This window comes from Streptomyces phyllanthi, assembly GCF_009377205.1.
Taxonomy (GTDB): Bacteria; Actinomycetota; Actinomycetes; order Streptomycetales; family Streptomycetaceae; genus Streptomyces; species Streptomyces phyllanthi.
On the sequence record NZ_VJZE01000216.1, the window covers coordinates 1 to 14,649 of the forward strand.

Annotated in this window: 3 protein-coding genes and 3 pseudogenes; 1 reads left to right on the top strand and 5 read right to left on the bottom strand. The window is 73.3% G+C overall.

The window, feature by feature from the left end; all coding sequences use genetic code 11:
• Positions 1-494, top strand: a pseudogene (locus tag FNH04_RS26380) (hypothetical protein); the annotation flags it as partial.
• Here FNH04_RS26380 and FNH04_RS47895 read toward each other — a convergent pair.
• The 5 genes and pseudogenes from FNH04_RS47895 to FNH04_RS26405 all read right to left on the bottom strand — a co-directional run.
• Positions 454-630 (bottom strand): annotated as a pseudogene (locus FNH04_RS47895) (dTDP-glucose 4,6-dehydratase); the annotation flags it as partial. The pseudogenes FNH04_RS26380 and FNH04_RS47895 overlap by 41 nt on opposite strands.
• Entirely contained in the window at positions 627-1,694 is a 1,068-nt protein-coding gene (locus FNH04_RS26390; protein ID WP_322723920.1) for a glucose-1-phosphate thymidylyltransferase, read from the bottom strand. The gene FNH04_RS26390 and the pseudogene FNH04_RS47895, both read right to left, overlap by 4 nt.
• Positions 1,695-1,967: 273 nt before the next feature.
• A pseudogene (locus tag FNH04_RS26395) lies at positions 1,968-3,239 on the bottom strand (MFS transporter); the annotation flags it as partial.
• Positions 3,236-11,386, bottom strand: coding sequence for a beta-ketoacyl synthase N-terminal-like domain-containing protein (locus FNH04_RS26400; protein ID WP_152788294.1), 8,151 nt, complete (start codon positions 11,384-11,386; stop codon positions 3,236-3,238). The gene FNH04_RS26400 and the pseudogene FNH04_RS26395, both read right to left, overlap by 4 nt.
• A gap of 100 nt (positions 11,387-11,486) precedes the next feature.
• The coding region (locus tag FNH04_RS26405) for an SDR family oxidoreductase (RefSeq protein WP_228031623.1) at positions 11,487-14,649 on the bottom strand (3,163 nt) is incomplete at its 5' end.

Genomic DNA, 14,649 nt, shown 5'->3' on the forward strand with positions numbered 1-14,649 from the left:
CCCTGCTCCTTGCCGCCAACCACCCCACGGATCCCGAGACCCGTCTCGACCTGGGCCTCGACCGCCTCCAGCACGCGGACCTCCCCGCCTCGGCGGCATCCCCCACCGGGACTCCGCCCAGCCCCGATGAACCCCCGCTGCACTTCCTGCGCCGCCGCGTTCATCAGGCCGCCTCCGGAGGCCGTCGCGTGCTGGCCTCCCCCGGCGACAAGGAGGCCGAGAGCCGACGCCTGCGCCACAACGGCCTGGCCACCGCGGGCGATCTCCTCGACGAGCTCCACGCGGCGGCCTCGGACCGCTCCCGGGATGTCTTCGGCCGCCTCCTTCCGGCCGACACGGGGCACTTCGCCCGTGCGTGGCTGGCCGCCGCCGTCTACAGCGACGAGGTCGACCGCGCGCTGTGCGCGGCGGCGTGGGGTGCGGACCCGGCCGTGTCCTCAGCCGTCGGTGGCGAGGGTGGGGTCGGTCCCGGCGAGCAGGCACGAAGGCCGTGACGGCGTGGCGCAGCGCGGCGAGCACGGTGACCGTGACGTCCCCCGGCCCGTCCCGGCCGAGGAGTGTGCGTACGTGGTGGGAGCCGACGAAGGCACCACCGGTGACCAGGATCCTGGTCGGGGCCTTGGAGATCATGGGCGGATCTGCACCTTACTGTGGTCGCCGAGGACGAGACGGTGGGCCGAGGGAGCCCGCGGCGAGGGTGCCACCTGGACCTGGCGCCCGATCAGCGAGGCCTCGATGCGGCCGACACCCTGGATGGAAGCCTCGGGCAGCACGATGGAGAACTCGATCTCGCTGCTGTGGATGACACAGCTGTGGTCCACCGAGGTGAACGGACCGACGTAGGAGTCCTCGATCACGGTGTCGGCCCCGATCGTCACCGGACCGATGATGCGGGAGTTGCGTACCTGCGCACCGCTGTCGATATGCACCCGGCCGGTGATCTGGCTCGTGTCGTCGACCTCACCGTCGATCCGGCGCTCGAGGCTCTGGAGCACGACACGGTTGGCCTCGAGCATGTCGCTGACGTTGCCGGTGTCCTTCCAGTAGCCGTCGATCACCGAGGACCGGACGTCGCGGCCCTGGTCGATCAGCCACTGCAGCGCGTCGGTGATCTCCAGCTCGCCACGCGACGAGGGCTTGATGGCGTCGACCGCCTCGTGGACGGCCGGGGTGAACATGTAGACCCCGACCAGCGCCAGATCGCTCCGGTGGTGTTCGGGCTTCTCCTTCAGCCGCACCACGTTCCCGCCGTGGTCGAGTTCGGCCACCCCGAAGGAGGAGGGATCGGAGACCCGGGTCAGCAGCATGTGTGCCTCGGGCCGCAGTCGGCGGAAGTCCTCGACCAGGCCGGCGATGCCACCGATGACGAAGTTGTCGCCGAGATACATCACGAAGTCGTCGTCGCCGAGGAACTCCCTCGCGACGAGGACCGCGTGAGCGAGTCCCAGCGGCTCGGACTGCCGGATGTAGGTGACCCGCAGACCGAACGCGGAGCCGTCGCCGACGACCTCCTCTATCTCGGACGCGGTCTGCCCGACGACGATGCCGACCTCCTCGATGCCGGCCTCGGCGATCGACTCCAGCCCGTAGAACAGGACCGGCCTGTTGGCGATCGGTACGAGCTGCTTGGCGCGGGAGTGCGTGATCGTCCTGAGCCGGGTACCGGAGTCGCCCGCCAGCACCAGCGCCTTCACGGGACGCTCGTGCCCCGTGACGGTTCGGGGCTTCACCGCCGGGCCGGGGACCGCCGGCCGCGACGGGCGCGAAGAGCGCAGCAGTGTACGGGGCTGGGCGTGCCGGCCACGCCGTCGCCGGGCGAGGAACTGGACCAGCACCACCACGGTGAGGGCCAGGGTGACCAGCAGAGCCACGCTGCCGGTGAACGCCCGGGTGTACGCCTGCGGGGCCGTGTCGGTGCCGAGGGTCCCGTAGAAGACGATGCCCACCACGGCGACCCCGGTCGCGTTGCCCACCTGCATCGCCGTGGTCAGCGCCCCGGACGCGGTGGCCGCGTTGCGCGCCGGGATGTCGGCCAGCACCAGTGACACGAGCGGCGCCAGCACCGTCCCCATCCCGAAGCCCGCGACGACCACGCCCGGCGTGAGCCAGAGGACCGGTCCCTCTTCGCCGATGGAGGAGACCGTGAGTCCCAGTACGACGTATCCGGCGGACATCACCAGCGCGCCGATCGCGAGCGTCTGGTGGCGCAGCCGGACGACGAGCCGGTCCGTGAAGCGCGAGGCCGTCAGGAATCCGACGCTGAGCAGCACGAATTCCAGCCCGGCATGGAACGCCGACAGTCCCGCTCCGCGCTGCAGCCAGTAGGTGAACACCAGGAAGAACGAGGCCATCGCCGCGTGGAAGAGCACCACCGTGGCCAGGCCGGCCACGAACGACCGCTCCCGGAACAGGGCCGGATCGATCAGCGGGGAGCCGCCGCGCCGGCCCTGCGCTCGCTGGTGCCCGACGAAGACGACCGCCAGCGCCACGGAGAGGGGAGGGCCCGCCAGGGTCCACGGGGGCCAGCCCTGCTCGGTCCCGACGATCAACGGGAGGACCAGGGCCACCGCGGCGGCGGTGACCAGCAGCGCGCCGGGCAGGTCCAGGCGTGCCTCGTCCGGGGAGCGCGACTCGGGGATCAGCCGGGGGGTCAGCAGCAGTGCGGCGGCCCCGATCGGCACGTTGAACAGGAAGACCGTGCGCCAGCCGAGTCCGGCCAGGTCCGCCTGGACCAGCAGTCCGCCGGCGACCTGGCCGAGCACGGCGGACAGCCCGATGGTCAGGGCGTAGGCCCGCAGTGCTCTGGACCGGTGCGCCCCCGTGTACAGCAGGCCGAGCATGCCCAGTGCCTGGGGCACCGTCAGGGCCGCGCCGAGGCCCTGGGCCATCCTGGCCCCGACGAGGAACACGGCGCTGGGTGCCGCCCCGCCGACCGCCGAGGCCAGGACGAAGAGGCCCAGCCCGAGCATGAACAGCCGTCGTCTGCCGTACAGGTCGCCGAGCCGGCCGCCGGTGACCAGCCCCGCCCCGTAGGAGAGGAAGAACCCTGTGGACATGAACTGGACCTGGGCCGAGCTGGTGTTCAGGTCCCTCTGGATGGACGGCATCGCGACGTTGACGATGAAGACGTCCAGTCCGACCGTGAACACCGGCGCCAGCACCACGGCCAGGGGGCCCCACCGGAACCGGCCGTCGCCGGCTTCCGTCCCGGCGGACTTCGCGCGCGTACTGCTGGTCATGGCCTCGGCTCCATCGTCGGTCCGGAGGCGCTGCGGACGGTGACCTCGTGCCCCTGGTCCTCGACCTCGACGCCGTGGATTTCTCCCGGCCGCTCGGTGGGCCAGGCCCGTGACAGGTCCTCGCTGACCGTGATCCGTGAGGGATGGAGCCGGCACAGCCGCGCCACATGGTCCTGTACGGCGATCCGCGCGAGGTGATCCGTGGCGCGGGCCCCGGCAGGTAGGCCGTACAGCGTCGCGACGGTCCCGGGCAGCCAGTCGAACTCACGGACGCCGGACACGTGCAGGCGGGTGACGCCGCCCTCCTCACTCGACGACAGCCCCAGGCCGTCGGCGTACTCGCGGTCGCGCAGGAAGGTCCGCCGCCGCAACGGGTCCGCGACACGGATGGGTCCCCTGGGCACGAGCGCGTCCACCAGGCGCATCGTCACCAGCACCCGGCCCTCGCGAGAGAGGCGCAGATCGAAGCGGGGGCGGCTGCGGTCATCGCCGTCGAATCCGGCGAAGGCCGCCTCCACCTCGACCAGACCCTGGTCGGGCAGGGGCTCGAAGACCTCGAACGAGGTGATCCGGTTCGGGAATCCGAAGACGTCTCGGGGTATCTCCGGGGACCACCACCAGAGGTTGTCGTGCGGGATGACATGGGTCGCCGCATCGAGGAGCCCCTGGTGGAGCAGGCCGTGCGGCACGGTGCCGCGGCCCGCGTCGAGCACACCGCGGGCGCCCGCCGGGCCGGTGCGCAGCGACAGCAGGTGCTGGAAGGCCGGCCCGTGGAAGACCACGCCGCTGTCGTACGGATTCCGCTCCGGCTCGCCGCCAGCCGCCTCGGCAGGCGAAAGCGCGGGCCAGGGCGAAGGCGAAGCAGGTGGTGGCGTGGGCGGAGGCGGGGAACCGGAGGGCCCGGGAGCGAGCCGGACGATGCCCGTCGCCACCGGTTCGAAGCGTGACAGCGCCGCGGTGGCGGCCTCGCGCCAGGCCAGGAGGGTGGCCCGGACCTCGTCGCCCGCCCCGGAGACCTCGGTCCTGATCCGTACCGGCCGGTCGACCGGCAGCCAGCGGTGCAGTTGTACGTCGTACAGGGCGGCGACGGTACGGCCGGTGTGAGCGGCGGCCGCGCGGGCCAGCAGATCGAGGCTCGACATCATGGGCAGTGCCGGCACCGTCCAGGTGGGGCGATGATCCAGCAGCCAGTCGTCGGTTGCGGGATCGAGCACGCTCTCCGTCCCGGCCTCCTGGGCCGCCGGAAGCACCTCGTCGTCCAGAACTCGCATGCCGAGGCCGCTCACGTGGTAAATGCGTTTGCCGTCCACATGCAGCCAGGCCTCGGCCACCGCGAACTCGCCCCGGTCGTCCGTCCCGGACTCGACGACCCGCATGTCCACGGTGACGCGTTCGTTCGCCGGGACGACCTGGCCACGGTACTTCCAGGTGACCGGCCGTCCCTGCATCACGGCTTCGAAACGGGGCCGGCGCATGGCCGACCCGGCACCGCGCTCGGCCAGGTGGTGCTGGAGCAGTTGACACATCGCCTCGACGCCGAGCGAGCCCGGCTGTACGGGGTCACCGAAGAAGTGTGCCTTGAAGAACCACTCGCCGGGGTCGATGTCCTTCTCGGCCCGCAGCACGGCCGGCCCGCTGCCGTCGCCTTCCGCGTGGTGGTGTGTGACCCGGTCGATCATCCGCAGCATGGGCCCCGCGGGCCGGAGGAGTCCCGGGCCGGCGCTCGGCGGCACCGGTTCGTGCCCGTGCCCGTACACGTCCCCGCTCCCGCTCCCGCGCCGGTTCTCGTCCCCGTCCTCGGGCCATACCGGTTCGCTTCCGGCGGCCGGCAGACCGGGCTGGTCGATGAAGGCCTCGGGCGGGAAGAGACCGAATCCGGTGGACGCCTCGAAGACCTGCCTTCCGTCCGCCCAGCAGCTCACGTCGAAGCCGACCAGGGTCAGGCCCGCGGAGCGGGAGATCCGGGTGAGCCGGACCCGGGTGCGTACGCTCCGGGTGTCCGGGCCGACCTCGCCGGTGACGGTCGCCGTACCGTCGAGGTTGCGGAACAGCACATCGCCGGGGATCTCCCGAGCGCAGCCCGCGTAGGAGGCGAGCCAGCCGCACGGCTGGAGGGCGATCTCCATCAGGACGGCGAACGGCATCGTCGGGCGGCCGTTCTCCCGGAAGTACCAGGCGTCCGCGGGCACGTCGTACTCCGCCTCGGCGCCGATCCCGGCCTCCATCGCACCCGCAGGGCCGTCGACGCCGGTGATCCGGCTGATGAAGTGGTAGGGCGGGCCGGGCAGGCGGGGCAGTCGCCGCTCGTCGTCAGCGGACGAGTAGAGCGGGGCGAAGGCGTCGCTCGGGCGTCCCCAGGCGCTGGCCAGCAGCGCGGGGTACTCGAACGGGGAGCCGGCGGTCCGCCCTCCTGGGGACAACGGCCAGTCGGGGACCAGACGCAGGCCCAGCCCGCGGGCGTGGAACGCCTTGACCCCGTCCACGCTGCACAGCACATCGGCGTACAGGGTCGGCCGTTCGCCGCCGGAGAGTTCGGAGACGAACACCTCGTAGGTCAGCATGCGGGAAGCGGGCGTCACCTGGCCCCGGCAGACCATCTGCCATGCCTCGCCGTGCACCGGCTCGAACGACCATCCGTCGCGGTCCAGGGTGAATCCGGTGGCTGCGAGGTGGAAGGCCATCGCCTGCAGACAGCCCTCCAGCATCAGCGTGCCCGGCATGCACGGGTCCTCGGGGAAGTGGCCGTCGAAGAACCAGTCATCCGCACCGACCGGAGTCCGCGCGCGCAGGTATCCCCGTCCCCAGGGTCCGCCGTCCGGAGCGAACTCGGTGACTTCGTGGATCAGTTGCGTACGGCCGGAACCGATGCGCGGCGTACGCACATGGGCGCGGGTCGCGCGCCAGCCCGGTCCGAAGCAGTCCGCGGGCCTGCCTTCGGCGAAGGCGCGTACGGCCCCGGCGTCGAACCGGCGAGCCACTGGGAGGGCGCGCGGGGCGGCCGTCGGACGGTCCGGGGCGGGTGCATCGGATCCGGGATCCCACAGGATGCCGCCGGTGGCCGCCAGTTCGGCGTCGGTGAAGTACCCGGCCTGCCCGTTGCGCATGCTCAGCCGCAGTTCGTCGCCCACATAGCAGTCGTAGTGGAAGAACAGCAGCCGGATACCGTCGGCCTCGCCGTGCCCGTCGACGGTGATCTCGAACCGCAGGGTCTCGCCGGGCAGCGGCAGGGCACCGTGGAAGGTCAGCTCGCAGCCCAGCAGCCGGTAGACGCGTTCCCCGCGGTTGAGCAGGTCCACGCCCAGCCAGCTTGCGAGCAGCAGGTCGGCCTGCCCCGCCTCGACCATGATCCCGGCGGGCATCCGCCCGCAGGCGTCGATGTACCAGCCGTCCGCGCGCACATCGGTCTCGGTACGGATGGTGCCGGTACCCATCGAGCCCGGTACCGCGTCGATGCTGATCACGCGGTCGGCCAGCAGCATCGGCCCGCTGGGCATCCTGGTCTGCCGCCGGTAGCCGTCCTGCGGGGCGAACAGCGGGCCGAACAGTTCGGAGATCCGTCCGGTCGCGAGCTGTTCCAGCTGCGCCCGGTCGAAGAGCGGCTCCCGTGCCGCAGGGAGCCGGGACGGGGCTTCGGCGGGGGGCGCCGGGAGCGGTCCCGGGCGAACCGGGCCGGTGGCCTCGGAGGCCGGCGCCCTACGCGGTCCCCGGCGAACCGGACCGGTGGCCGGTCCGGTCAGCAGGTCGCGTGCCAGCCCGGAGGAGTCCAGGAATCGCCGGTGCACCTGTGCGTGCCGGTGCAGGAAGTCCCGCAGGGCCTCGGTGAGCAGCAGTTGGTGGTCCCTGGTCGCGTTCAGGGCGGCCGGCAGCGGGCCCGCGCCGCCCGCGTGGGGAAGATCCGCGCGGGCAGGTCCGACGGCCGGAACCGGCCGGGCTCCCCGCGCCGGGGAAACGGGCCGATCGGCCGGAACCACCGAACCGGCCGAACCGGCCGAACCGGCCGGACCGGTTCGAGCGGCCGGCGGCCCCGTCCGGGCCGGGGTGGTTGCTGATGCGGTGCCGGGGGAGGTCGCGGGGACCGGAGTGGCCGGACGGTCCGAATCTGCCGACCGGTCCGGTGACGCCGGGCAGACCGGGCGCGCCGGAAGTGCGAGGGCGCCCCGGCGGGTTGAGGCCGCCGGTGTTCCCCGGCCGGGCCGCGCGGCTGCGGGGGTCGGACGCGCCGAACCTGGCAAGGGGGCCACGGTCACCGGAGGCAGCGGCGGTGCCTCGGGCAGTACGAAGGTCTGCGGCTGGGGCGGGTCGATCCGTACGGCGGGCAGGTGCGCGGGCACCGACAGGGTGCGGCCGGGCTCCGGGAGCCGCGGCCCACGGGCCGCGAGCCGGTCGAGGAGTTGCCCCGTGTTCAACGGGACACCGGCCGCGGCGAGTTCGGCCACGGCGTCCGTGAGCCCGCGAAGTCCCTGACCGGCGACGGGATCGAGGGCGATCGCCAGGTGTTCCCTGTCCCCGAGGATCTGCTTGATCCAGTTGGTGCACAGCCCTCGCGGACCGTGCTCGACGAAGATCCGGACGCCGTCCGCCCAGGCCCGCTCGACCATGCGGTCGAAGCGGATCGTGCCGACCGCCTGAGCGGTGATCGCGTCGGCGGCGGAATCCCGCGTGGGGACGTACCACTCCCCCGTCGCCCCGGTGTAGAAGCGCACCCCGGGGATCTCATGGGTGCGGCGGTGGTGCAGTCGCCGGAAGTCCTCCTCGACCTCGCGAACTTCGGGGGCGTGCGAGACGATCTCGTAGTCCAGGGGGATGGAGTGGGCGGACGGCAGGCGTTCCAGGACTTCCCGGCACTGGGCGTCCTCGCCGCCGATCACGCACAGCCCCGGCGCGTTGACGGCCATCAGGTGCACCGCCGACTTCCCCCGGAGAGCCTCGGTGACCTGTTCGAGCGGCGCACTGACGATGTGGTTGCTCCACCGCTCGCCGGGAATGCCCTCCCTGGCCCAGGCCCTGCGCGCGGCGGTGGTCTCGCCGACCAGCGCGGAGGTGAACGCCTCGGAGTCCGCCATGTCCGCGATGAGCGCCGGGACGTCCCGCCAGGCCCGCATGGACACCAGCGCGGCCGACTCGCCCGACGAGTAGGCGAGCACCGCGCCGGGGGCGATCCCGAGCAACTCGCGGGTGATCTGCGTATGCACCAGGCTCAGCAGGGAGGCGCCGAGGATCCGGTCGACGGCCTGGGCAGGGCGTGCTCCTGAGCCTCCGTACGCCCAGCCCACGACGTCCGCCAGGGCGGGCCCGCAGTGCGCCTCGACCTCCTGCATCACGGAGGGGAGGGCCAGCATGAGGTCCCGGCCCATGCCCCGGTAGGCCGCGGAGCCGTTGGTGTAGACGAACCCGATCTCGCCCCGTAGCGGTGCCTCTCGGAAGGCGACGCCCGGTGGCCGCACCCCGTCGCCTGTCAGCCAGCGGCGCGCGGCCTCGGCGCGCTCGGTGAGTTGCGCCGCGTCGGCCGCCAGGACGACCAGTCGGGCGGGGCCGGTGTCGCTCTCGCGGTGTGCGGCGAGCGCACCGAGGACCTCGCCGACGTCGTCTCCGGAGTAGATGTGCGGGCACGGCGCCTGCTGAGGCGGCCAGGGCGCCGCGTCACCCGCTGTGAGGCGCACCCGTGCGGCGGGCGCGTGAAGCGACGGTACGACGACCTCGGCCGTGACCAGCCCGAGCGCCGGGTCGGCCGGGCCCTGGGCACGCGGAACCGCACGGTGCCGCAGCGCGATGGCCGCCGCCGCGACCGACACCAGCCCTGTGGCGGCGTGTGCGGTGCCGAAGAGGGCGGCTGGGTCCAGGGCGGTCCGGTCCTCGGGTCCCGGGCCGACCCGCAGGCCGGTCGCCCCGGCTGCGGACTCGGCCCCGGCCTCGACCGCGGCCCCGGCCTCGACCGCGGCCCCGGCCTCGACCGCGGTCGCGCACTCGACCGCGGTGCCGCTCGCGGACTCCGTCTCGGTCTGGTTCTCGTTCTCGGTCTCGGCCTCGGTCTCGGTCTCCGTCTGGTTCTGGTTCTCGTTCTCGGCCTCGTTCTCCGTCTCGTCGAGCACCGCCATGACGGGGTCGCCGTCGCGTCGTGCGTCGGCCAGCCGCTTGAGGACGAGCACCACGGCGGCGTCCCCCGGCTCACGCTGCACGCCGAGGCCGGTCAGGGCGGCCTGGTGGACCGGCTCGTGGGACAGATCAACGGCGCCGACCAGGGCCGCGTCGACCTCGCCGGCGGCCAGCGCGCGGGCGGCGAGCCGCAAGGCGACCGGCCCGGAGGACTCCTCGGCGGAGACCGTGAATCCGGGCCCTGTGAGGTCGAGTTGGGTGTTGATCCGGTTCGCGACCAGATTGGGCATGGTGCCCAGCACGCCTGCGGAGGTCAGCGGGGGCGCGAACGCCCCGGCGGCCGCCTCGCGCCACTCCTGGTTGCCGGCGCCCGCCAGGTCGGCCCGGGCGGACGTCCGCCAGCGGGCGTGGTAGCGGGCCACCTCCGGATCGCAGCCCATGCCCGTCAGCACCATGGTCCGGTCCCGGGGGATCCGGATGCCGTGCACGGCCTCGCGGGCCGCCTCCAGGACGAGCAGGTGCTGGGGGTGCGCCTGCCGAAGGTCGTCCGGCGGGAAGCGGGTTCCCCGCAGTTCGATCTCCGCGGCCGTCCGGGGGCCGGAGTCCGCGGTCCCCTCCATCAAGGAGCGGGCGAAGTCCTGGGAGCTGCGGCCCGAACCGACCCGGGCGCCGACGGAGACGATCGCCACCGGCTCCTCGGGCCTCGGCCCGGCCTCGCCGTGGCTGCCGGGATCCGTACCGTCCCAGGCGTCGATGACAAGGTGTGCGTTGTTGCCACCGAAACCGAAGGCGCTGACGGCCGCCCTGCGCGGGCCGGACCAGGGTTCGGCCTCTCGGAGCAGGCGCAGCGGTGTACCGCCGAGGGCCTGGGTGGGCTGGTCCGCGCCGCAGGTCGCCGGGCGGGTCCCGGCCTCCATCGCGGCCAGTACCTTGAGCACGCCCACCGCGCCGGCGGCCGTGACCGTGTGGCCGATGTTCGACTTGACCGAACCGACGGGCAGATCGTCGCAGTCCGCGAAGACCTCGGCCATGCTGCGGGCCTCCACCGCGTCGCCGACGGGCGTCCCGGTGGCGTGGCACTCCACCAGGGACACCGTGCCGGGAGACACCCCGGCCGCCTCGTACGCCTGTCGCATCGCCCGGACCTGGCCGGCCTGCGAGGGCGAGAGCAGCCCGCCGGTGCGTCCGTCGTTGGACAGGCCGATGCCCCGGATCACCCCGAGTACGGGCACCTGGCGTTCCAGTGCGTCCCGCAGCCGCATCAGCGCGACGAAGGCCGCGCCCTCCGAGGGGACCAGCCCGTCGGCGTCGCGGTGGAACGGGCGGCTGAGCCCGCTGCGGCTCGTGGCCGACAGCGCGCAGAAGCCGATCCGGATGAAGAGGTCGTCGGGGCAGTTGACCGCGCCGGCGAGCATCAGGTCGGCGGAGCCGTCGTGGAGACGGTCGCAGGCGAGCTTGATCGCGTAGAGGGAGGAGGCGCAGGCCGCGTCGAGCGCGAAGGCCCCCGCGCCCAGGCCGAGTGCGCGGGCCGCGAACAGGGCGGGCAGACCGGAGGAGAACCGGTTGCGCGGGTCCGGGCGGTCGCCGAGCGCGGGCCTCAGGACCTCGCGTACCTCGGCGGGTTGGGCATCCAGCCACACGTGCTCGGCGAATCGGGCCATCCCCGCGGAAGGGAAGGACAGGTTGCCCAGCACCAGTCCGGCGCGCTGCCGGAGGCCGGTGGCTCCGGCCTCCAGCAGCGCCTGGCGAGCACCGTGCAGTACCCAGCGGAACGACGGATCGAGCCCGGTGATCAGTTCCGGTGCGACATCGAAGCCGGTCGGGTCGAACACGGAATCGAAACCGTGGACATAACCTCCGGCGTCGCTCCAGGTGCGGTCGATGGGATCCGTGGGGGTGCCCAACACCGACCGGTGCGGCAGTCGCCACCGCCCCTCCGGGGCGGGTGCGACGCTCACTCGTCCGGCGGCGATGTTGGCCCACAGCGCGTCGGGATCGAGTGCGTCGGGCAGCACGCACCCGCGCCCGACGACAGCGATCGGGTCGAACGGCATGGTCTGTTCACCTCTCGGTGGATCGGTCGTCCGGCACGAGCGGCCGACGCATCAGGGGCTGATCGGGGCTGATGTGATCGCCTGGCGGCGGGTACCGGGCTCAGCCGGGACGCGCGACCAAGGTCACGCCGAGAAGCCGGGCGCGCGGTGCGCCGTCCGGGTCGAGGACATGGATGTCGCACTCGGCCGTCTCCGGTGTGACGGCACCGGCGCGTACGACACACCGGAGCCCGGCGGGTGCGAGCCCGCTCCGCCGAAGCCGGAACTCCCGCACGGACATGGGTAGTGAGGCGGACCCCAGTACCTGTCGGGCCCAGAGCACGGCCAGTTGCAGTCCGCCGTCGAGCGCGGCCGGGTCCGTGCACCACGGCCCGTCGCCCCATCCCAGCCCCGCCGCCCCGGTCAGTTCGCCGACGGCGCCGTCTGCCGAGACACCGTCGACCGCGAGCAGGGCCCGGAACGCCGGTCCGTGGAACAGGGTGTGGCCGTCGTAGAGCTCCCCGCCGGGCAGCGGCAGGAGGCCGGGAGGCGGCTCGGTGTCCGCCCCCGTCGGCACATCGTCGGAGACCTCGGGGGACTCCGGGTGTGCGGTGGCGCGGTAGTGCGGGGTACCGCCGTGGCCGAGCAGCCGCAGTCGCAGCCCGCCGCCCGCGTCCTCCTCGCCGGTCTCCACCAGCAGGCGGTGGCCCTCGCCGGCCAGACCGGGCAGTTCGACCCGGCGCAGTACCTTCAGGTCCCTCAGTAGGCTCCGGTCCTGCCGGGCACGGGCCGCGGCCGTGAACCATTCCAGGGCCATCACCAGCGGCAGCACCGGGGTGTCCGCGACGGCGTGGTCCTCGAGGTACGGGTGCGACCGCCGGCTGAGCCGTACCTCCGCCGTGCTGTCCCGGCAGCCCAGCGGGGCACCGGGCGCCGCGATGATCACATTGACGTCGCCCCCGGCATGCTCCAGTTCCGCGACGAAGGCTTCCGCACCCTCGTGGAGGGGCAGCAGGCCGATGCCCTGACCGCGGAAGTGCTCCGCGAGGCCCTGGTTGACCATGCCGCCCTCCCACGGCCCCCAGCCGATGGCGCGGACCACGCAGTCGGGGCGCTTCGCCCGCTCGGCGCAGAGCACCTCGTTGAGGGTCTCGTTCGCCATCGCGTAGTCGCTCTGCCCGGCGTTGCCGAACCACGCGGATGTCGAGGAGAAGGCGCACAGCACGGTGAGGGGATCCTGCTCGGTGGCGGTCAGCAGCGCGTGCAGCCCCAGGACCTTGGTGTCGAAGACGGAGCGGAACTGCTCGTCGGTCTTTTCGGCGATGCTGCGGTCCGCGATCACGCCCGCGCCATGGACGACTCCGGTGATCGGTCCCCAGTCACTGCGCACTCGGGCCAGTTCCTCCGAGAGCGCGGCGCCGTCCCGTACGTCGACCGCGGCATAACGGACCTGGGAGCCCGCGCGCTCCAGTTCCTCGATGGCGGCGCGCGCCTCGCGGGCGGCCAGCACCTTCGCGACCTCGGCGCCGATCTCGGCGGGGCGCGGGGTGCCGCCGGTCTCCTGCCTGATCCGTTCCAGCACGGCCCGCATCAGCTCGGCCTCGCCGGTCACCGCGCGCAGTTCCGCGGGTTCCTCGACGAGCGGCGTCCGGCCGAGCAGGACCAGCCGGGGCCGGTGTCGGCGCGCGAGGGCGAGCAGGCAGGCACCGGTCACTCCGCGTGCCCCGCCGGTCGCCACGATCACCGAGTCAGGACCGAGGCCGGCGCCGTACGCCGACTCGGTGGACGGCGACTGCGCGGGCACGTCGACCGTCCGCAGGGTCAGCCGTGTGCCGTCGGCCCGCAGCCCGGCGTTGACCGTGCTGCCACCGGTGAGCAGTTCCCTGACGACGGCTGCGGCGACCGCGGCGCCGTCCCGGCCGCTCCGTTCGCAGTCGACCGCCTTGACCCCCGCCCCGGGCCATTCCCTGGCCGCGGTGCGGGCGAGCCCGGCCAGGCCGCCGGTCCAGCTCCGTGATCCGGACCGGCCGTCCAGGCCGAAATCGCCCCCCGTGTCCTGCACCGTGACGAGCAGCCCGCCCTCGGAGCCGATACGGGCTGCGACCGCGCGAGCCGCCCGCAGCGCGTCCAGCTGGGCCGCCGCCCCCTGCTCGGGGGACTGCGGCTCGGCCAGGCCGTGGAGGAGCACCACACCACGGGCGTCCTCGGAAATCTCATGAACTCCGGTGGCTGGACGGGCCTTGATGCCGTGCTGCTCCAGTTCCGCCACCACGTGTCCTGCGATGCCGCTGCCGCCGTCGAGAACGGCGAGCGAAGTGTCGTACAGTCCGCGCACCGCGAGGCCGCCTGCCGCAGCCTCCACCGTGCGCACCGCGCTTCGGACCGGAGCGGCCGGCGGAGCCGGACCCGACTCCCCGTCACCCTGGGGAGCGTCCGGGGAGGCTTCTCCCCCCGAGCGCAGCCGCTCCACGATCTGGCCCAGCGATCGCAGCGTGCCGAGGTCGGCGATTCCGATCTCGGGAAGCCGGGGCGCCCTGGTGCGCAGCGCGGAGAGGATCTCCACGCGCTTGATGGAGTCGATACCGAGGTCCGCCTCGAGTTCCATGCTGCTTTCGAGCATGTCGACGGGGTAGCCGGTCTTGTCGGAGACGACCGACAGCAGCAGCGCCTCCAGGTCCACGTCACCGCCCGGAGCCTCGGGCGGCGTGGCCGCCGCCACGGGCGCGGGCGCGTGAACGACGGGCACCGGCACGGGAGCGGCGGGCGGCTGGGGCGCGCCGAACGCGGGTGCGCCGAACCGCGGTGCCGCGACGGGGGCCTGGATCGGCTCCGGCAGCGGGACGCGCGCCGGGACCGTCATCGGTGTACTCACCGCGTACGCGGGCGGCAGCGCCGCGGACCTCGAAGGGGCGACCGCCGGGCTCGCGGTCCCCCGGGGCCTGCCGTTCGCGGAAGCGGAAGGTGCGGCGGCCAGGTAAGAGCTCTCTGCCAGCTTCAGGAACGCGAGGTGGCTGTCGGCCATCAGCCGCTGGTAGGTGGCATGCGCCTCCGAGCTCTGGGCCTGGTAGGCGGCATGCGCCTCGGCGGTCTGCCGCTGGATCTCCTGGACCGCGTACGGCCAGTCCGGGTACGACTGATCGGCGTACGAATGGTCCGTGTACGCGTGATCCGTGTACGCCTCCCCCGTGTACTGCTGATCCGTGTCCGGCCGGTGCGTGTGCGGGGCGTCGACGGATATCGCCGGCATCGGTTCGGGGGCCGTGGGCGGCACGGGGGCGAGAGCC